At 42.3% G+C, this 18,717-nt stretch carries 31 protein-coding genes; all 31 read right to left on the minus strand.

All coding sequences use genetic code 11. From position 1 onward, the window contains the following. Positions 1–131: 131 nt before the first annotated feature. Positions 132–2,330, minus strand: coding sequence for a primosomal protein N' (locus tag NA59_RS09205; RefSeq protein WP_052501578.1), 2,199 nt, complete (start codon positions 2,328–2,330; stop codon positions 132–134). Between the two features lie 193 nt (positions 2,331–2,523). Further along, a complete protein-coding gene (locus NA59_RS09210; protein WP_044411377.1) occupies positions 2,524–3,279 on the minus strand; it encodes a tRNA threonylcarbamoyladenosine dehydratase in 756 nt (251 codons plus the stop codon). Next, complete coding sequence (locus tag NA59_RS14380) at positions 3,266–3,997, minus strand: TatD family hydrolase (RefSeq protein WP_052501579.1); 732 nt, start codon at positions 3,995–3,997, stop codon at positions 3,266–3,268. Before NA59_RS14380 ends, NA59_RS09210 begins: the two co-directional genes overlap by 14 nt. Before the next feature lie 35 nt (positions 3,998–4,032). Further along, positions 4,033–4,419 carry a 50S ribosomal protein L17 gene (rplQ, locus tag NA59_RS09220; protein ID WP_044411380.1) on the minus strand — a complete coding sequence of 129 codons (387 nt, stop codon included), beginning with the start codon at positions 4,417–4,419 and terminating at the stop codon, positions 4,033–4,035. 17 nt (positions 4,420–4,436) lie between these two features. Further along, on the minus strand, positions 4,437–5,426 hold the full coding sequence (locus NA59_RS09225; protein WP_044411383.1) for a DNA-directed RNA polymerase subunit alpha: 990 nt from the start codon (positions 5,424–5,426) through the stop codon (positions 4,437–4,439). 22 nt (positions 5,427–5,448) lie between these two features. Beyond that, a complete protein-coding gene (gene rpsD, locus NA59_RS09230) occupies positions 5,449–6,069 on the minus strand; it encodes a 30S ribosomal protein S4 (RefSeq protein ID WP_044411386.1) in 621 nt (206 codons plus the stop codon). Between the two features lie 11 nt (positions 6,070–6,080). Further along, the gene (gene rpsK / locus NA59_RS09235) at positions 6,081–6,470 is read right to left on the minus strand and encodes a 30S ribosomal protein S11 (protein WP_044411389.1); all 390 of its coding nucleotides are present in this window, start codon (positions 6,468–6,470) and stop codon (positions 6,081–6,083) included. Positions 6,471–6,492: 22 nt separating this feature from the next. After that, complete coding sequence (rpsM, locus tag NA59_RS09240; RefSeq protein WP_044411392.1) at positions 6,493–6,849, minus strand: 30S ribosomal protein S13; 357 nt, start codon at positions 6,847–6,849, stop codon at positions 6,493–6,495. Positions 6,850–6,934: 85 nt separating this feature from the next. Next, positions 6,935–8,263 (minus strand): preprotein translocase subunit SecY, encoded by a 1,329-nt coding sequence (gene secY, locus NA59_RS09245; protein WP_044411395.1) that lies wholly within the window; start codon positions 8,261–8,263, stop codon positions 6,935–6,937. A 3-nt stretch (positions 8,264–8,266) separates the two neighbouring features. Continuing rightward, the gene (gene rplO / locus NA59_RS09250) at positions 8,267–8,701 is read right to left on the minus strand and encodes a 50S ribosomal protein L15 (protein ID WP_044411398.1); all 435 of its coding nucleotides are present in this window, start codon (positions 8,699–8,701) and stop codon (positions 8,267–8,269) included. After that, positions 8,701–8,889 (minus strand): 50S ribosomal protein L30, encoded by a 189-nt coding sequence (gene rpmD / locus NA59_RS09255; RefSeq protein ID WP_044411401.1) that lies wholly within the window; start codon positions 8,887–8,889, stop codon positions 8,701–8,703. Before rpmD ends, rplO begins: the two co-directional genes overlap by 1 nt. A gap of 1 nt (position 8,890) precedes the next feature. Continuing rightward, complete coding sequence (gene rpsE, locus NA59_RS09260) at positions 8,891–9,400, minus strand: 30S ribosomal protein S5 (RefSeq protein WP_044411405.1); 510 nt, start codon at positions 9,398–9,400, stop codon at positions 8,891–8,893. Positions 9,401–9,414: 14 nt separating this feature from the next. After that, complete coding sequence (gene rplR, locus NA59_RS09265) at positions 9,415–9,768, minus strand: 50S ribosomal protein L18 (protein WP_044411408.1); 354 nt, start codon at positions 9,766–9,768, stop codon at positions 9,415–9,417. A gap of 15 nt (positions 9,769–9,783) precedes the next feature. Next, positions 9,784–10,317 (minus strand): 50S ribosomal protein L6, encoded by a 534-nt coding sequence (gene rplF, locus NA59_RS09270; protein ID WP_044411411.1) that lies wholly within the window; start codon positions 10,315–10,317, stop codon positions 9,784–9,786. 11 nt (positions 10,318–10,328) lie between these two features. Then, positions 10,329–10,724 (minus strand): 30S ribosomal protein S8, encoded by a 396-nt coding sequence (gene rpsH, locus NA59_RS09275; RefSeq protein ID WP_044411414.1) that lies wholly within the window; start codon positions 10,722–10,724, stop codon positions 10,329–10,331. 9 nt (positions 10,725–10,733) lie between these two features. Beyond that, a complete protein-coding gene (rpsN, locus tag NA59_RS09280) occupies positions 10,734–11,039 on the minus strand; it encodes a 30S ribosomal protein S14 (protein ID WP_044411417.1) in 306 nt (101 codons plus the stop codon). Between the two features lie 11 nt (positions 11,040–11,050). Beyond that, complete coding sequence (gene rplE / locus NA59_RS09285) at positions 11,051–11,590, minus strand: 50S ribosomal protein L5 (RefSeq protein ID WP_044411420.1); 540 nt, start codon at positions 11,588–11,590, stop codon at positions 11,051–11,053. 13 nt (positions 11,591–11,603) lie between these two features. Next, positions 11,604–11,918 carry a 50S ribosomal protein L24 gene (gene rplX, locus NA59_RS09290; protein WP_044411423.1) on the minus strand — a complete coding sequence of 105 codons (315 nt, stop codon included), beginning with the start codon at positions 11,916–11,918 and terminating at the stop codon, positions 11,604–11,606. Between the two features lie 12 nt (positions 11,919–11,930). After that, positions 11,931–12,299 carry a 50S ribosomal protein L14 gene (gene rplN / locus NA59_RS09295; protein ID WP_044411426.1) on the minus strand — a complete coding sequence of 123 codons (369 nt, stop codon included), beginning with the start codon at positions 12,297–12,299 and terminating at the stop codon, positions 11,931–11,933. Positions 12,300–12,428: 129 nt separating this feature from the next. Then, on the minus strand, positions 12,429–12,692 hold the full coding sequence (gene rpsQ, locus NA59_RS09300) for a 30S ribosomal protein S17 (RefSeq protein ID WP_044411430.1): 264 nt from the start codon (positions 12,690–12,692) through the stop codon (positions 12,429–12,431). A gap of 2 nt (positions 12,693–12,694) precedes the next feature. Then, a complete protein-coding gene (rpmC, locus tag NA59_RS09305) occupies positions 12,695–12,886 on the minus strand; it encodes a 50S ribosomal protein L29 (protein ID WP_044411432.1) in 192 nt (63 codons plus the stop codon). 1 nt (position 12,887) lies between these two features. Continuing rightward, positions 12,888–13,301: a 50S ribosomal protein L16 gene (gene rplP / locus NA59_RS09310; RefSeq protein WP_044411435.1), complete on the minus strand. Its 414-nt coding sequence runs from the start codon at positions 13,299–13,301 to the stop codon at positions 12,888–12,890. A gap of 14 nt (positions 13,302–13,315) precedes the next feature. Beyond that, positions 13,316–14,002: a 30S ribosomal protein S3 gene (gene rpsC / locus NA59_RS09315; RefSeq protein ID WP_044411438.1), complete on the minus strand. Its 687-nt coding sequence runs from the start codon at positions 14,000–14,002 to the stop codon at positions 13,316–13,318. Between the two features lie 11 nt (positions 14,003–14,013). Beyond that, positions 14,014–14,346, minus strand: a complete 333-nt coding sequence (gene rplV, locus NA59_RS09320; protein WP_044411441.1) for a 50S ribosomal protein L22 — start codon at positions 14,344–14,346, stop codon at positions 14,014–14,016. 13 nt (positions 14,347–14,359) lie between these two features. Further along, positions 14,360–14,635, minus strand: coding sequence for a 30S ribosomal protein S19 (gene rpsS / locus NA59_RS09325; protein WP_006459607.1), 276 nt, complete (start codon positions 14,633–14,635; stop codon positions 14,360–14,362). An 11-nt stretch (positions 14,636–14,646) separates the two neighbouring features. Further along, positions 14,647–15,477, minus strand: a complete 831-nt coding sequence (gene rplB, locus NA59_RS09330; RefSeq protein ID WP_044411446.1) for a 50S ribosomal protein L2 — start codon at positions 15,475–15,477, stop codon at positions 14,647–14,649. Between the two features lie 10 nt (positions 15,478–15,487). After that, on the minus strand, positions 15,488–15,784 hold the full coding sequence (gene rplW, locus NA59_RS09335) for a 50S ribosomal protein L23 (protein WP_044411448.1): 297 nt from the start codon (positions 15,782–15,784) through the stop codon (positions 15,488–15,490). After that, positions 15,781–16,401, minus strand: a complete 621-nt coding sequence (gene rplD / locus NA59_RS09340) for a 50S ribosomal protein L4 (protein ID WP_044411450.1) — start codon at positions 16,399–16,401, stop codon at positions 15,781–15,783. The genes rplW and rplD overlap by 4 nt, the downstream gene beginning before the upstream one ends. Positions 16,402–16,411: 10 nt before the next feature. Continuing rightward, positions 16,412–17,047, minus strand: a complete 636-nt coding sequence (gene rplC, locus NA59_RS09345; RefSeq protein ID WP_044411453.1) for a 50S ribosomal protein L3 — start codon at positions 17,045–17,047, stop codon at positions 16,412–16,414. Between the two features lie 56 nt (positions 17,048–17,103). Next, positions 17,104–17,415 carry a 30S ribosomal protein S10 gene (rpsJ, locus tag NA59_RS09350; RefSeq protein ID WP_029936148.1) on the minus strand — a complete coding sequence of 104 codons (312 nt, stop codon included), beginning with the start codon at positions 17,413–17,415 and terminating at the stop codon, positions 17,104–17,106. A gap of 108 nt (positions 17,416–17,523) precedes the next feature. Beyond that, complete coding sequence (gene tuf, locus NA59_RS09355) at positions 17,524–18,714, minus strand: elongation factor Tu (RefSeq protein ID WP_044408878.1); 1,191 nt, start codon at positions 18,712–18,714, stop codon at positions 17,524–17,526. Positions 18,715–18,717 lie beyond the last annotated feature (3 nt).

The following is an 18,717-nucleotide window of genomic DNA, read 5'->3' on the forward strand; positions in this document are numbered from 1 at the left end:
TAGAAAGATAATTAGGACAAATAGCCCAAAAAATCACCCAACATACTCAGTCATTAGCAGCCTATTATTTTATTAATCATAATAACCGAAACCGGTATTAAATCAATTTAATTGCACTAATTTGAAGCAAACTAACGCAATTCTTGTGGGTCCACATCAATGCTCCAGCGAACTTTGGACTGATATGGTAATGTATATATTCTTGACTCGATAGCCGACAACCAAGCTTGCAAGCTTGGTCGAGAGCTCGATTGCAATAAAAGCTGATAACGAAAACGCCCTTGGCGCCGTTCCATCGGTGCCGACACCGGCCCCCACAGCTCACAAGGCTGTGACACCTCAATAGACATCAGTAATTGCTTTACCCCTTCTAAAAACGACAGTCCATCCTGAGGTGCCACCGATTCCGTGCGGATAACTATTTGGAAACCATAAGGCGGCAGCCCAGCCAGTTTGCGCTCAACTAATGCCTGATCTGCAAATGCTTGATAACCCTTGTTCACTAGTGTTAATAGCAGAGGGTGGTCAGGGTGATATGTTTGAATAATAACTTCACCTTGCCGCTCCGCTCTTCCTGCGCGCCCCGCTACTTGCGTGACTAATTGTGCCATACGTTCAGCAGCACGATAATCTACACTGAACAAACCTTGATCTATATCAATTAATCCAACCAGTGTCACTTTTGGAAAGTGATGTCCTTTTGCTAACATTTGTGTGCCAATTAATATATCTGCATTACCTGAGCGCGCTTGTTCGACTTTTTGTGCTAGCGCACCTTTTCTTCGTGTGGTATCACTATCAATCCTTAACACCTGCTTATCAACAAACCATTCTTGGATCTTCTGTGCTAAACGCTCAGTTCCCTGCCCAACCGGAACAAAATGATCGCTTGTACAACGAGGACATTGTAACGGCGCTTTCTGGCTGTAACCGCAATGATGGCATTTCAATACATTGTGAGCACGATGATATGTTAAATTAGCATCACAACTTGGGCATACCGCCTGCCAACCACAGTCATGACACATCAAAACAGGGGCATAGCCACGCCGATTCAAAAACAATAACACTTGCCCCCCCGCTAAAAGGTGTTGTTGCATTTTCACCTTCAATCCAGCAGAGACCCCCTCGACTAAACGCTCCCCTCGGACATCTAGCACATGCACTAAAGGTAAATTCGCAGAGCCAGCACGCTGTGATAATACCAACTTTTTATAACGCCCTTGATCAGCATTATATAACGACTCTAAACAGGGCGTAGCCGAACCCAATATAACCGGTACCTTCTCCAATTGCGCACGTCGAACCAAACCATCTCGCGCTGAATAACGAAACCCATCTTGTTGTTTAAAAGACAAGTCATGCTCTTCATCCAAAATACATAGGCCCAAATTAGCGAAAGGAGTGAATAACGCCGAACGCGTCCCCAACACCACATTGACTTGATGTGTACGGGACGCGTGCCAAGCGCAATGCCGCTCTTGATCACTAAGATTGGAGTGTAAAATCGCAACAGGCTGTTGAAGATAAGCCTCAAAACGCGCAACCGTTTGAGGCGTTAAACCAATTTCTGGCACCAATACAAGTGCCTGCTTTCCGCTGGCCAGTACTGACTCTATAATCGCCAGATACACCTCTGTTTTACCGCTTCCGGTCACGCCTTGTAACAAAAAGGCATTGAACACATCTTGACTCAACAAAACTTGGTTGACCGCCTCCTGTTGTTCAGCATTGAGCTTATATGAGGGCTTGTTTGCAAGTATAGGTTTTTCTAGGCAACCGGCTTGTTTTTGCATCAACCAAGCTTTTTCAAGCCATCGCTTGACTTGTGGTCGCCAGCCTTGAAACAGTGTGTTCAACTCACCTGCGGACCAGGCCTGGTTAGTTAAAAATGCTTGCCACAAAGCGCGCTGCTTGGTTGCGCGCGCTGGAAAATCGGATAGCTGAACTTTTTTACCTTCTAGTGTTATTTGCCAATACTCAACACCTTTTGCCTCCACACTCTCTCCGGCCCGTATGCGTTTTGGTAGTGCAGCCATCACAACCTCACCGAGTGGCTCATGATAGTAATCCGCCATCCAAAAAAGAAAGCGTAACTCAATGGCATTTACAATGGGTCGCTGATCTATCAACGAATAAATAGGTTTAATTTTTTGAGAATCTGTCACCGTGTGCTGGTTTAGACCGACAATTAAACCCACCTTTTTTTGCTGTCGAAAGGGCACAAAAACACGCTGACCTGGCTGAACTTTATCGATATCGCACAGGCGGGTCAATTTATAATCCAAAAGTGCCAAGAAAGGCCCTGAAACAGCGACCTGAATAATCATAACCGTGCAACAGACATAATGAGCATGTTAAAAATCTCTTTTATATAATGAATCACCATGAATATGCAGTCACAAGTTAGATTAGGCGTGATAATTATAGCATTATTCCGCATTTATTTTAGCGCACGTTAAAAATACGCTGTTTGACAAACATAAAGAGGCTTAACATTTAGCGACCGAAGACAAATCGATTCTACACGCAAAGCCCTAAGGGTACATCATCGCTAGTTATCGTTAGCTTTTGAATAACGAGGCCTGCAAGCATTAAACCAAAAATACCTGGCATGTAACTTGCCGTACCATTTATCACGCGTCCACGTGCACCAGGTATTTCTTCAAACTGTCCTGCCTGCTTTGGAAGCTCTGTTGAAAACACGACATCCAGCCCCTTAACTATTCCAGCTTTACGAAGCTTTTGACGCATGGCGCGCGCAAGCCCACAACCGTAGGTCTTGCTAATATCGGCAATCTGTATTTGAGATGGATCCACACGACGACCCGCACCCATGCTGGATACAACAGGCGTTTTGGATTTAAGAGCCGTTTCAACCAACGCCGCCTTGCAGTTAAGACTATCAATCGCATCCACAACAAAATCAAAGTGCTGTTCAAACAATGGCACCATATCGGCAGGCGATAAAAAAACAGGGCAAGTATCAACATGACAAGCCGGATTAATATCTGCAATACGCTGCTTCATTACATCAACTTTTAGCGCTAATAATGTTGAGTTCAATGCTACTAACTGACGGTTCATATTTGAAGAGGATACACGATCATGATCAATCAAAGTTAAGCGTCCAACACCTGCACGAGCCAAAGCTTCAGACACAAAACCACCTACACCACCGACTCCTGCCACTAAAACGTGACTAGCCGCCAATTTTTCCATTGCCTCATCAGAAAATACTAAACGACTACGCTCATATAACGGATCATTTAAATTCATCTAAATTAAAACCTTTCATCGCATTTTGAGTAGTTATCTGTTCAACAAGCTCGAGAGAGCAGTGCTTCACCTGTGAAATATAAGACGTTATAGCGTAAATCATCGACAGTGTTGGCGTTTGATGATTAGGCTGGAGAACATTTGGGTAGTCTGTTTCAACAACCAGTGACGCCAAAGGCAGATCTCTAATAAGACGATCATATTTAGGTGTGTTATCACGCAAGCAAATAGCCCCTATACCGATATAGAAGCCTAGGTCAACAAATACGCGTGCCTGTTCAACCGAGCCACTAAACCCATGAATAACACCCTTAACAGGGTAGCGTTCCAATAATAAATACGCTTCATTATAAGCTTTTACGAGATGAATTGAAACAGACAGGCTGTGCGTATGCGCAAATGCAAGCTGCGCCTCAAAAATCAAGAGCTGAAGATTTTTAGTCGATTTGTGATGCGTAGAAAAATCTAATCCAATTTCGCCGATCGCTTGTACATTGAAAAACTTGGCTAAACCAAAAAGAATGGAAATATCTGACAAGGCCTGATCGGAAACGTACCAAGGGTGGATGCCGACGGCAGGAATAATAAACCTAGACAATGAAGCTGTATGAATGACAGCTAAAGAACTGGATAAATCTGTAGATACGCTAACAACAGGATGCTTAATTAACAAACCTGACGGCATGGAAGGTAAATGAGCGTGAGTATCAATGACCATTGAAGAAAAGGCCGACTAAAGCCGGCCTTTTAACATTAAGCTTCAGCTGCTACCGTTTCTGCAACAGGACGATCTACCAACTCAACAATCGCCATTGGCGCATTGTCACCTGGACGAAATCCACACTTCAAAATGCGAATATACCCACCAGGACGTGACTTAAACCGAACGCCTAAATCAGAAAACAACTTGCCTACAGCGGCTTTATCACGTAACCGTGAAAAAGCTATACGACGATTATGGACTGAATCTTCCTTAGCAAGGGTAATTAAAGGTTCTGCAACAGAACGTAATTCTTTAGCTTTAGCTACCGTAGTTTTTATCACTTCATGTTCAATTAATGAAGCTGACATGTTTTTAAACATGGCTTTACGGTGTGAGCTATTTCGGCCTAATTTACGGCCACTCTTACGATGACGCATGATAGCTTCCTTCTAAATTATGCGGACTCTTTACTTACCAAGGACGAAGGAGGCCAGTTTTCAAGCTTGGTACCAAGTGCCAAACCTCTCTGAGCCAATACATCCTTAATTTCCTGTAAAGATTTTTTTCCTAAATTAGGGGTTTTTAATAGGTGCGACTCATTGCGCTGAACCAAGTCCCCAATATAATAAATTTGTTCTGCTTTTAAACAATTAGCTGAACGTACAGTTAACTCCAAATCATCAACAGGTTGAAGGAAAATAGGATCGAACTCACTTTCCTCCTCTTCTGGCTGTACCACTTCTTGATGCTTTAGATCAACAAACGCATTAAGCTGATAATGAAGCACAGTAGCGGCCTGCTTTATCGCATCCTCAGGATCTAAAGTACCATTAGTCACCACATCCAAAATCAAGCGATCTAAATCTGTACGCTGCTCAACCCTTGCATTTTCAACTTCATAACTCACTGTATGAACCGGACTAAAACTAGCGTCAAGCTTTAGCAAGCCAACCTGTGATTCACTTGATGAGTCAGACTGACTGGCTGCCAAATATCCAATACCTTTTTCAACACGTAGCCGCATCGACAACTCAGCACCTTCGCCGACATGAGCAATAATGTGTTCAGGATTGCAAATTTCGACATCGTGATTGCCTATTATGTCTTTAGCACGTACGACAGCAGGGCCACTTTTCTTCAAAAGCAGTTCAGAGCTTTCTTTTGAATGAAGCTTAATAGACACTTCTTTTAAATTCAAAAGTATCTCAAGTACATCCTCTCTGACACCCTCAATGGTTGAGTATTCATGCAAAACACCATCTATTTGGACATCAGTTATTGCAGCACCCGGCATTGATGACAATAAGATTCTTCTCAACGCATTGCCTAATGTATGACCAAAACCACGCTCAAGCGGCTCTAATGTTACACGACTGTGCGTAGAAGAAATTCTCTTAATATCAACCAAGCGCGGGGTCAACAACTGTTCTAACATATCTTGCATCAGGTGTTATCTCCGTTTAAAGTTACTTAGAGTAAAGCTCAACGATCAAGTTTTCTGAAATTTCAGCAGGTAAATCAGAACGATCTGGCACATTCTTAAAAGTACCCTGATAAGCTTTTGCATCAACTTCTAACCAAGACGGTGTACCTGATTTCTCAGACAATTCAATTGCTAGTGCTATACGCGCTTGGTTACGCGCCTTTTCACGGACACTTACAACATCACCCGCTTTAATTTCATAAGAAGGAATATTCACCGTTGAGCCATTTACCAAGATAGACTTATGCGACACCAACTGACGCGCTTCAGAACGTGTACTCGCAAAGCCCATTCTGAAAACAACATTATCAAGCCTGCTTTCTAACAACTGCAAAAGGTTGACACCTGTTGAACCTTTGCGACGATCCGCTTCTTTATAATAAAGGCGGAACTTCTTCTCAAGCACACCATAAATGCGACGCACTTTCTGTTTTTCACGCAACTGGGTTCCATACTCGGTTACGCGTGAACGACGTGCACCGTGTTGTCCTGGCGCTTGATCAATTTTACATTTTGACTCAATGCTTCTTACGCCACTTTTCAAGAAGAGGTCTGTACCTTCACGGCGCGCGAGCTTACATTTAGGACCAATATATCTAGCCATTAATTTATTCCTTAAACACGACGTTTTTTAGATGGACGACAGCCATTATGTGGGATCGGAGTGACGTCAGAAATCGAGGTTATTTTAAAACCTGCGCTATGCAAACCACGGACAGCAGAATCTCTTCCCGGCCCTGGTCCTTTTACCATAACATCAACATTCTTTACACCATATTCGTGAGCCATTTGCCCAGCTCTTTCGGCGGCGACTTGTGCAGCAAAAGGTGTACTCTTACGAGATCCTCTAAACCCACTTCCACCTGCGGTTGCCCAACAAAGAGCGTTTCCTTGACGATCAGTAATCGTCACTATTGTGTTATTGAAAGAAGCGTGCACATGAGCAACTGCATCATTTACAACTAGCTTTACTTTCTTCTTTACACGTGAATTTGACTTAGCCATACTTTATCTCGCGATTTTTGCGTTATCTTTTAATAGGTTTTTTTGGACCTTTACGGGTACGCGCATTTGTTTTAGTGCGCTGACCACGTAAAGGTAAGCTACGGCGATGACGAATACCGCGGTAACAACCCATATCCATAAGACGCTTGATATTCATTGAAAGATCGCGGCGTAAATCGCCCTCGATTTTATACTTCGCCAATTCGTTACGAATAGCAACTAATTGGTCTTCTGTGAGATTTCTCACTTTTGTTGTAGGATCAAGGTCAGTAGCAGCACATATTGACTGTGCTGTTGTTTGACCAACACCATAAATAGATCTTAAACCGATAACAATGTGTTTGTTTAACGGTAAATTTACGCCGGCAATACGAGCCATCTTGACGCTCCCTAAAAATTTCTACAAGAAAACAAATAATTATACTTGAAATCTAAATTTAATACTATACAAACAGTGCAAAACACTATCTACCCTTAAGGTTTGCTTTTTTCATCATACTCTCATACTGACCTGACATCATATGAGACTGAATCTGTGTCATAAAATCCATGACCACAATTACAATTATAAGCAACGCTGTACCACCAAAATAAAATGGCACATTCCAATATAAGATAAGGAACTCAGGCAATAGGCATACGGCTGTAATATAGGCGGCGCCAGCCAGAGTTAACCTTCCCATTACACTATCAATGTAGCGCGCAGTTTGTGGACCTGGACGAATACCTGGTAGAAACGCACCAGACTTCCTCAAGTTATCTGCTGTATCTTTTGGATTAAACACAATTGCCGTGTAAAAAAAGCAAAAGAAAATTATCGCAATGGCATAAAGCATAACATATAAAGGCTGTCCAGGTGCAAGCGTGGTGGCGATGTCTTTCAGCCAACCCATTCCCTCTGAACTACCGAACCACCCTCCTAAAGAGGCGGGAAAAAGTATGATACTTGAAGCAAATATAGGAGGGATAACACCAGCCATATTTAACTTAAGAGGTAGATGTCCTTCCTGACCACCATACAGCTTTCTACCTCGCATACGTTGTGCATAGTGCACAGGTAAACGACGCTGGCCCCTCTCTACAAAAACAACAAATGCTGTTACCGCCGCAACCAACAGCAATAAAACAACAACTGTTAACGCATGCAAAGCACCGGTATGCACTTGCTCTAAGGTACCACCCAACGCTGAGGGCAAGCCAGCAACAATACCTGCAAATATAATCAATGAAATACCATTACCTATACCACGCTCAGTTATTTGCTCACCCAACCACATAAGAAAAATGGTTCCACTAACGAGCGTAACGACAGCTGTTAGCATAAAAATAGGACCAGGATTTACAACTACAGGCATACCGTTGATATTTTGAGCTTGCAAGGCTATAGAAACACCTATTGCCTGAAAGGTAGCTAAAACAACCGTACCATAACGAGTATATTGCGTTATTTTACGCCTTCCTTGCTCACCCTCTTTCTTCAACTGTTCCAACGTAGGTGATACAGCAGTTAATAACTGCATAATAATCGCAGCAGAAATATACGGCATAATACCCAGCGCAAATATAGAAAGCCGCTCAAGTGCGCCACCAGAGAACATGTTAAACATGTCAAGGACTGTACCTCTCTGTTGATCAAACATCGCCGCTAAGGCTATTGGATCAATTGAAGGCACAGGAATATGCGTCCCTAACCTGTAGACAATTAGCGCGCCTAGAACAAACAACAACCTAGCTTTTAAATCACCAAGTCCTGCTTTTCCAGGCGCGTTTTGAGCTATAGAAGGACTATTCATAAATTACTCTTTGATAGATCCACCAGCCGAAAGAATAGCTTCTCTAGCACCAGCAGTTGCGTTAATTCCAACTAAAACAACTGGCTTTGAAATTCCACCAGAGTTTACAACCTTAACTTTCTTTGCAATTGATGGCACTAAATCATGCGCCTTCAAAACAGTCAAATCAATTTCAGTTTCAGACAACTTGCTCAAGGCATCAAGTCTAACTTCCGCAGAAAACTTGGCCATGTGAGATGTAAAACCTACTTTAGGTAAGCGTCTTTGAATTGGCATCTGACCGCCCTCAAAGCCAACTTTATGAAACCCACCTGAACGTGACTTTTGACCTTTATGGCCACGGCCACCCATTTTACCAAGACCAGAGCCTTGACCACGCCCTACGCGACGTCTTTCTTTCTTAGAACCATCCGCAGGTGATAATGTATTTAAAAACATTAGGCTTCCTCAACTTTTAAAAGATAAGAAACTTTATTGATCATACCACGATTCTCTGGTGTATCAATCACCACTGATGAGTGATGCATACGACGCAAACCAAGCCCTGCTACACAAGCTTTGTGAGCAGGTAAACGACCAATTGTACTTTTAACAAGTGTAACTTTAATATGTTTACTTTCAGACATATTACTCACCTACAATTTCTTTAAGATTTTTGCCGCGCTTCGCTGCAATAAAATCTGGAGAATGCATTGATGACAGACCATTGACTGTCGCTCTCACAACATTTACAGGTCTTGTCGTTCCGATGCATTTAGCTAATACGTTTTTAACGCCCGCTGCTTCCAACACAGAACGCATTGGACCACCCGCAATGACACCCGTACCTTCTGATGCAGGAAGCATAACAATCTTGGCAGCACCTTGCTCAAAACTAATAGGGTACTCTAACGTTCCATTAGTTAAATGAATATTTTGCATGTTTCTGCGCGCTTGCTCCATAGCTTTCTTGATCGCAACAGGCACTTCACTGGCTTTACCACTACCAAAACCGACACGACCATCACCATCACCCACTACTGTTAAAGCAGAAAATGAGAATACACGACCGCCCTTTACAACTTTTGCTACGCGGCGCACAGAGACTAATTTTTCAATTAAACCATCTTGACCGTCTTGCATTTCATGTGAAGACATATTAAACCCTTTCCTTAAAACTCTAAACCGTTCTCACGTGCTGCATCTGCTAACACTTGCACACGTCCATGGTACTTGAAACCAGAACGGTCAAACGCAACCTTAGTCACACCTGCTGACTTTGCTTTTTCTGCGATAGACTTACCTACCACGATAGCTGCTTCTTTGTTTCCGGTATACTTAACTTGACTTTTTACATCAGCCTGCACGGTAGAGCTAGATGCAAGCACACTTGCACCATCAGCAGAAATCAACTGAACATAAATATGCTTAGATGTCTTATTGACACACAATCTTGGCATATTTAAATCAGATATTTTAGCACGGGTCTTTTTTGCTCTACGAAGCCTAGCTTGTTTGCTATCCATATAAAAATCCCTATCTTATTTCTTCTTGGCTTCTTTACGAAGAATTCTTTCATCGGCATACTTAACACCTTTACCTTTATAAGGCTCAGGAGGTCTGTATCCACGTACTTGAGCTGCAACCTGACCAACGGCCTGCTTATCAGCACCACGAATAATAATCTCTGTTTGCGTCGGTGTTTCAGCCGTCACACCCTCAGGCAACTGATGGGCAACGGGGTGCGAGAAACCAAGTGTCAGATTAATAACATTACCCTGAACCTGAGCACGATAACCTACACCCACTAACTGTAGCTTTTTCTCAAAACCTTGCGAAACGCCAGTAACCATATTACTCACAATAGCACGCGCGGTACCTGCTTGAGACCAACCATCAATCGCTTTTCCAGCAGGCTCAAAGCTAATAACACCGTCAACATTTTGAACCTTAACCGAGGTATTAATTTTACAATTTAAACTTCCCTTCGGCCCCTTAACGGCAACATCTACACCGTTAATTGACAACTCAACACCTTTTGGCAGAGTAACAGGAGACTTTGCAATTCTAGACATTGTAAAACTCCTTATGCGACATAGCAAAGTATCTCACCGCCAACGCCCTGAATACGAGCTTCGCGATCAGACAAAATGCCTTTTGAAGTTGACACCACAGCCACACCTAAGCCACCAATTACTTTTGGTAACTCGTCTTTGTTTTTGTAAACACGAAGACCTGGGCGACTAACACGTTTTAGCAATTCAATTACTGGCTTGCCCTGATAGTATTTTAAATCAATAGACAACATTGACTTACCATCTGTATTAACTACCTTATAAGAAGAAACATAACCTTCATCAGCTAACAATTTTGCTAAAGCTGTTTTCAACTTTGAAGAAGGCATGCTTACATTTTCATGGCCAGCCATTTGGCCATTGCGAATACGGGTTAACATATCCGCGATTGGATCAGACATACTCATACTTTAATCCTACCAACTTGCTTTTCTTAAACCAGGAACATCGCCCTGCATTGCATATAAACGTAACATGTTACGTGACAATCCAAACTTACTGTAAACACCGTGCGGTCTACCCGTCAACCTACAACGCTTACGCTGCCTAACGGGTGATGCATTACGTGGAAGTTTACCAAGTTTATCCATTGCATCCATTCTCTCGTCATAAGACAGTGACATATCAACAGACTTTGCTTTAAGCTCTTCACGCTTTCCAGCGAACTTTGCAACTGTTTTCGCACGCTTTGCTTCGCGCTGAATCATTGAAGTTTTAGCCATTAGAAACCTCTTTATTTTTTAAACGGAAAGTTGAGCGCCTCTAATAAGGCTTTTGCTTCCGCATCACTAGCTGCTGTGGTTGCAATATTAATATCCATACCACGCATCATGTCTACTTTTTCAAATTCAATTTCGGGGAAAATAATTTGCTCTTTTACACCCAATGTGTAATTCCCACGACCATCAAATGCTTTAGGGTTTACACCGCGGAAGTCACGAACCCTTGGTAACGAAATATTAATAAGCTTATCTAAAAACTCATACATTCTTTCGCCACGCAAAGTCACTTTACATCCAATAGGCCAGCCTTGACGAACCTTAAAACCAGCAACTGACTTACGCGCCAATGTTTTAACTGGTTTTTGTCCAGCGATAGCTTCCATATCAGCCACTGCATTGTCGAGCACTTTCTTATCAGCGAGCGCGGCACCCACACCCATGTTAATCGTTATTTTTGTTACTTTTGGGGCCTGCATAACAGACTTGTAACCAAATTGCTCAACTAGCTTAGATACAACTTGATCTTTATAAAATTGCTTTAATCTTGCCATCTTTATAACCTAATTAAGCATCAACAGCTTTGTTTGTAGACTTGAAGAACCTGACCTTCACTTCATTTTCTATACGAAAACCTATGCGATCAGCCTTTTGCGTTTCAGGATTAAATAAAGCAACATTAGAAATGTGTATTGGCATTTCTTTACTCACTATACCACCTTGAGACCCTGTCATTGGGTTGGCTTTTGTATGTTTTTTGACAATATTTACACCCTCAACAAGAACGCGGTCATTTTCAAAAAACTTTGCAACCGAACCTTTTTTACCCTTGTCTTTACCAGCAAGGATTATGACCTCATCACCTTTTTTCAAACGATTCATATCATCTTCCTATTACAATACTTCTGGCGCCAACGAGACGATTTTCATAAACTTCTCATTACGCAACTCACGAGTAACTGGCCCAAAAATACGTGTTCCAATTGGCTGCTCTTTGTTATTTAACATAACAGCCGCATTATCATCAAACTTGATCAGTGAACCATCTTGACGCCTAACACCCTTTGCTGTTCTTACAACAACGGCAGTATAAACATCACCCTTCTTAACCTTACCACGTGGTGACGCTTCTTTAACAGAAACTTTAATTGTATCTCCAACGCTTGCATAACGTCGTTTAGATCCACCAAGAACCTTTATACACATCACACGCTTTGCGCCTGAATTATCAGCCACTTCTAAAATTGTTTGCATTTGAATCATAGCGGTACTCCAAAATAAATGCTTTCAAACCGCGAAAAAATAAATCATAGCACAAAAACCACTGAATGACTAGTACCAATTTGGCTTGGTCAATCCAGCGGTTAGATAAAGCTTAAATTTAATTATTTTTTAAATTTTAGCCTTTTCGTCTACAGTTAACAATGTCCATGATTTGTTTTTTGACAAAGGACGACACTCTTGTATTGTAACAGTATCACCTACACCACAAACATTTTGCTCATCATGTGCCATTATTTTAGTAGATTTTTTAATGTATTTTTTATATTTCGAGTGTTTTACATATCTCTCGGTTAACACCGTAACCGATTTATCCATGCCATTACTAGACACAACGCCTGTTAATGTGCGAGGCTTTTTAGCTTGTTCTGACATAATTAATTACCTACTTTTTCACGAACAATAGTCTTTACACGAGCAATAGAACGCTTAACAGACTTTAATTTTGCTGTGCTAGCAAGCTGACCTGTAGCATTTTGCATTCTTAAATTAAACTGCTCTTTCAATAAAGACAATAACTCTTCATTTAACTGCTCTGGTGTTTTTTCTCTTAAATCTTTTGCTGTCATTTTACATCACCGTTCTTGTTACAAACTGAGTTTTAAATGGCAACTTTGCAGCGGCTAAACTGAATGCTTGTCTGGCCAAACTCTCGTTAACACCCTGAACTTCATATAGGACACGACCCGGCTGTATTTGAGCAACCCAGTACTCAACACTTCCCTTACCTTTACCCATACGAACTTCTAGTGGCTTACTTGTAATTGGCTTATCTGGAAAAACTCGAATCCAGATTTTACCACCTCTTTTTATGTGACGCGTCATAGCACGACGTGCAGATTCAATTTGACGAGAGGTTAAACGACCACGCTCGGTAGCCTTTAAACCAAACTCACCAAAGCTAACCTTGCATCCCGTTTGAGCCAATCCACGATTGCGTCCTTTCTGGACTTTTCTAAACTTAGTACGCTTCGGCATTAACATGGTTATTAATCCTTTTATTTACGGTTTTTCTTAGCTTTAGGCTGGGTTTTGTCTTCTTTCATCATAGAAATTTTTTCCAATTTCTCGCCATGGAAGATCCAAACCTTAACACCTAACTTACCGTAGGTTGTATCTGCTTCAAATGTAGAATAATCAATATCAGCCCTAAACGTATGTAATGGAACACGACCTTCACGATACCATTCCGTACGAGCAATATCCGCTCCATTCAAACGCCCAGCAATAGCAACCTTAATGCCTTGTGCACCTAAACGCATTGCATTTCCAACAGCACGCTTCATTGCACGTCTAAACTGAATTCTCTTTTCAAGCTGCTGCGCAATGCTTTCTGCAACTAATTTAGCATCAAGCTCTGGCTTCTTAACTTCTTCGATATTGATATTAACTGGCAAGCCTGTTTTTTTCATCAAATCTAATTTTAGCTTTTCAATATCTTCGCCTTTCTTGCCAATAACAACACCAGGGCGTGCGGTATGAACCGTGACCCTAATACCATTAGCAACACGCTCAATATTTATTTTACTTACTGATGCATGACTTAATTTTTTATTAAGCTCTTGCCTAATTTCGATATCACTCACCAAGAAATCGGAATAATTTTTGCTATCTGCATACCAGCGTGAATTCCAATCTTTTGTTATACCTAGACGGATACCGATAGGATGTACTTTTTGACCCATTCTGGCTCTCCTTATTTCTCGCCAACAGTAACAGTAATGTGACTCATACGCTTAACAATACGATTACCTCGACCTTTAGCTCTGGCTCTCATGCGCTTCATTAACGGACCTTCATCAACAAAAACAGCTGTCACCTTTAGCTCATCAATATCGGCACCCTCATTGTTTTCAGCATTTGCTATCGCAGAACCCAAGACCTTCTTCATTAAATCAGAAGCTTTCTTATTACTGAACGTAAGAATATTTACTGCAGACTCAACATCTTTACCTCGGATCAAATCCGCCACTAAACGTGCTTTCTGAGGAGAGATTCGAGCGAATTTATGTGTTGCACTAACTTGCATTTCTATCTCCTAATTAACGTTTAGCTTTTTTATCAGCGGCATGACCACGATAGGTACGAGTCATTGAAAACTCACCAAGCTTATGACCAACCATGTTTTCAGATACAAAAACAGGGATGTGCTCTTTACCGTTATGCACGGCAATCGTTAAACCAATCATATCTGGCAAGATCATTGATCTTCTTGACCAGGTTTTAATTGGACGTTTATTACCAGATTCTTGCGCCTCAATCACTTTTTTTGCTAAGTGATGATCTACAAATGGTCCTTTTTTAACTGAACGTGGCATTCTGTCCTTCCTTATTTACTGTTTCTACGGCGTACAATCATATTATTAGTACGCTTATTGCTTCTGGTTTTCTTGCCCTTCGTTGGCACACCCCAAGGTGTTACAGGATGACGCCCACCAGAAGTACGTCCTTCACCACCACCATGCGGATGGTCAACAGGGTTCATAGCTACACCACGAACTGTCGGACGAACACCACGCCACCGCTTAGCACCGGCTTTACCTAGCTTTTTAAGATTATGCTCTGTATTACCAACCTCACCCACTGTTGCACGGCAATCTACATGAATCTTACGCATCTCACCAGAACGCAATTTAAGCAATGCATACGCACCCTCTTTGCCTGCAACCTGCACATAAGCACCTGCACTACGTGCAATCTGCGCACCTTTTCCAGGACGCATTTCAACCGCATGCACCACCGTACCCACAGGAATATTTCTTAGTGGCAACGTGTTACCCACTTTAATTGAGGCAGCAGAGCCAGACTCTATCACATCACCTGCAGCAAGATTTCGAGGCGCTAAAATATATGCACGCTCACCATCAGCATAACAAACTAAAGCAATATTGGCCGTTCTATTTGGATCATACTCCAAACGCTCTACGGTAGCAGGAATACCATCTTTGCTTCGTTTAAAGTCAACCAAACGATAGTGCTGCTTGTGGCCGCCGCCATTATGGCGAACAGTTATACGACCGTTATTATTACGCCCACCTTTCTTTGACTTCTTCTCTAGCAAAGGTGCGTAAGGCTCGCCTTTATGCAAAGAAGGCTCAACAATCTGAACGACAAAGCGACGCCCAGGAGAAGTTGGTTTTGATTTTTTGATAATCGCCATTTAAAACTCCTTATTCACCAGACACAAAGTCAAGTTCTTGACCAGCCATGAGTCGGACGACAGCTTTTCTGCTACCACTACGAACACCTTGGCGGCCTTTAAATATCTTGCGCTTACCTTTTTGATTAAGCACATTGACAGACTGAACCTTTACATTAAACAAGGACTCAACTGCTAACTTTACTTCTTGCTTTGTCGCATCAGGCGTAACCTTAAAGACATACTGTGACTGAGACTCAGCTAAAAGTGAGCTCTTCTCAGAAACATGCGGCGCTAACAAAACTTTTAATAAACGCTCTTGACTCATGCAAACTTCTCCTCTAACTGCTTAACAGCGCCCTGCGTAAGTATTACGCTTTTAAAACCTACAAGGCTTAGCGGATCAATAGAAGCAACATCCGTCACGTCTGCTTTGTATATATTTCTTGAAGAAAGATACAAATATTCATCAAAAGCCTCTGTCACTACCAATGCATCAGTAACACCAAGCATCGCTAACTTACTCTTAAATTCACGCGTTTTAGGTGCATCGACCTTGAAGTCATCAACAACAATTAAACGCTCAGTACGGCTTAGCTCACTTAAAATAGAACGCATAGCGGCGCGATACATTTTTTTATTCACTTTCTGCGAAAAGTCACGATTATGACCTGGAAAAGCACGGCCACCGCCAACCCATATCGGGCTACGAATTGTACCAGCTCTTGCACGCCCTGTGCCTTTTTGACGCCATGGCTTAATACCACCACCACGTACTTCAGATCTCGTTTTTTGTGACTTAGTACCAGAACGCGCTCCAGCCATATAAGCTACCACGACCTGATGAACCAAGGATTCGTTAAAATCAACACCGAAAACAGCCTCTGAAACATTAACCATGCCAGAATTTGCTCCAGTGGCTAGCTCAATCATTTTCAATTCCATAGCGCCCACCTTACTTAACTGCTTTACGCACAATAACAGTACTACCCTTGGCACCAGGAACCGCTCCCTTAACCAATAGCAAACCATTTTCGACATCAACGCGAACGACTTGTAAATTTAAAGTTGTTTGACGAACATCACCCATGTGACCCGCCATTTTCTTACCTTTAAACACGCGCCCCGGAGTCTGGTTTTGACCGATTGAGCCAAGAACACGATGAGACAATGAATTACCATGCGTCGCATCTTGCGTTCTAAAGTTGTGGCGTTTCACACCGCCTTGAAAACCTTTACCCTTCGTTGTTCCGATCACATCAACAACAGGAACTTCAGCAAACTTAGCAACAGTAACTTCCGCACCAACAGTATACTCAGACAGCTCATCTGCACCTAAACGAAATTCCCACAAACCTCTACCCGCCTCAACACCCGCTTTAGCAAAGTGACCTGATTCAGGCTTATTAATTCGCCCGGCGTGCTTAGATCCCGTCGTTATCTGCACAGCAGTATAACCATCAGATTCTAATGTCTTAATTTGCGTAACCTTATTTGGCGCTACTTCTACGACTGTGACGGGAACAGAAACCCCTTCTTCATTGAAGACGCGCGTCATACCAATCTTTTTCCCAACGACACCAATATTCATATTAGTTACCTCTTATTATTCGAACCAGTCATTACGATTGATGACTAAATCAATGCTTAACGCAATTCCAACTGAACGTCCACACCGGCTGCCAAATCAAGCTTCATAAGTGCATCTACTGTTTTATCCGTCGGATCAACAATATCTAACATGCGCTTATGTGTGCGTAATTCATACTGATCTCGCGCATCTTTATTGACATGCGGTGAAACCAGAATAGTAAAACGCTCTTTGCGTGTTGGTAGCGGTATTGGTCCGCGAACTTGCGCACCTGTTCTTTTAGCTGTTTCCGTAATCTCTTTAGCTGACTGATCAATTAAACGATGATCAAACGCTTTCAGACGAATACGTATATTTTGAGTTGCCATAAACCACTTCTCGCTATTTAAAAAAAATAAAAGCAGCGACTCACTAGAGTCACTGCTATTCAGAGTTTGCGGATTGTACTTTAAATTTTCAAAATAATCAAGTAACTATTATTTTAAAATCTTAGAAACAACACCCGCACCAACTGTACGCCCACCTTCACGAATCGCAAAACGTAGACCTTCGTCCATCGCAATTGGGTTGATTAGGGTGATTGTCATTTGAATGTTATCACCTGGCATAACCATTTCAACACCTGAAGGTAATTCACACGCACCCGTTACATCCGTTGTACGGAAGTAGAACTGTGGACGGTAGCCATTGAAGAATGGAGTATGACGACCACCCTCTTCTTTTGACAATACGTAAACTTCGCCTTCAAACGTGGTATGCGGCTTGATTTTACCTACATGTGACAATACCTGACCACGCTCAACGTCTTCACGCTTGGTTCCACGCAACAATACACCTACGTTATCGCCTGCTTCACCCTGGTCAAGCAGTTTACGGAACATTTCAACACCGGTTACAGTGGTGCTTACCGTGTCGCGAATACCAACGATTTCAATCGTGTCACCCACTTTAACAATACCGGTTTCAATACGCCCAGTAACAACCGTACCACGACCTTGGATTGAGAATACGTCTTCTACTGGCATTAGGAACGGTTTATCTGTGTCACGCTGTGGCTCCGGAATATAGGTATCCAAAGCATCAATTAGACGCGCAATGGCTGGCTCACCAATTTCTGATTGGTCGCCTTCGATTGCTTTCAATGCTGAACCCATAATTACTGGCGTGTCATCACCTGGGAAGTCGTAGTCTGAAAGCAATTCACGCACTTCCATTTCTACCAATTCCATCAATTCTTCGTCATCAACCATGTCGGCTTTGTTTAGGAATACAACGATGTAAGGTACACCTACTTGACGTGATAACAAAATGTGCTCACGCGTTTGTGGCATAGGGCCATCAGCCGCTGAACATACTAGGATCGCACCATCCATCTGTGCCGCACCCGTGATCATGTTTTTTACATAGTCAGCATGCCCTGGGCAGTCAACGTGCGCATAGTGACGCGTATCCGACTCATACTCCACGTGTGAAGTTGAAATGGTGATCCCACGTGCTTTTTCTTCTGGTGCATTATCGATCTGGCTGTAATCTTTTACTTCGCCACCGAATTTTCTACCTTGAACAATGGTTAGGGCCGCTGTCAATGTAGTTTTTCCATGGTCAACGTGACCAATTGTGCCTACGTTTACATGGGGCTTGTTACGTTCAAACTTAGCTTTTGCCATGAT

Source organism: Thiomicrospira microaerophila, assembly GCF_000934765.1.
In the GTDB taxonomy this organism is placed as follows: Bacteria; Pseudomonadota; Gammaproteobacteria; order Thiomicrospirales; family Thiomicrospiraceae; genus Thiomicrospira; species Thiomicrospira microaerophila.